The organism is Pseudoduganella buxea (assembly GCF_009720835.1).
Lineage (GTDB): Bacteria > Pseudomonadota > Gammaproteobacteria > Burkholderiales > Burkholderiaceae_D > Rugamonas > Rugamonas buxea.
This window is the reverse complement of record NZ_WNKZ01000230.1, coordinates 1-774: the sequence shown is the minus strand read 5'-3', so window position 1 is coordinate 774 and position 774 is coordinate 1. Positions and strand designations below refer to the sequence as shown.

At 74.4% G+C, this 774-nt stretch carries 1 pseudogene; it reads left to right on the top strand.

The features are described from left to right. Nucleotides 1-608 (top strand): annotated as a pseudogene (locus tag GM672_RS28625) (hypothetical protein); the annotation flags it as partial. Between the last annotated feature and the right edge of the window lie 166 nt (nucleotides 609-774).

The following is a 774-nucleotide window of genomic DNA, read 5'->3' as shown; positions in this document are numbered from 1 at the left end:
TCTGCTACCGCAGCACTGGCGTGACGCGGCTGCAGGTGCCGTTCGACCGCACGCTGGCCTTCGCGCCGGGCGGCGTGCCGGCCATCGCCATTGCCGTCGACGCCGCCGACGGCCTGCATGCCGTGACGCCCGCCGGCAGCCTGCGCATCACCTTGCCGGCCAGCTTCAGCCCCCACGGCGAGCGCAGCCTGGCCGTGAGCGCGGTGCCGCCTGCCCTGGCGGAGCGCTACAGTGCACTGGTCAGCCTGCCGCAGCCGGTCGCCGCGCCGATGACGGGCAAGGCCACGTTCGGCCGTGGCAGCCCCGCGCTGGCGATGCTGCGCGTGCTCGACACGGCGCCCTGCATGGCGCGCGACGACCTCGACGGCGGCGATACGCCCGTCGCGGGCGCCGACCGCATCGGCCTGTCGCGCAGCGCCTTCACTTTCGAACCCGTCGCGCAAGGCCTGGCCCTGGTGCGCGTGTCCCCCGGCCAAGCCCTGTATCACCTGGACGAGCAGCTCGGCTTCGTCGGCATGATCGACGCTGACGATGCCGCCGCGCCTTTCGTGCTGCCGTCCGGGCACCATGTCGTGGCGGGCCATTACGTGCTGCGCTTCGACGCCTGAGGGGGCGCGATGGCAGTCACCGACATGCTGCAAGCCGGACACGGGGCGCCGGCCTACCTGCTGGCGCTGGCCATCACGCTGGTGCTGGCGGCCTTCCTGACGCCGCGCCGCTGGTGGCGCCGGCCGACCGCGCGCGGCCTGGCCGTGCTGGGCGCCGGCACCTGGG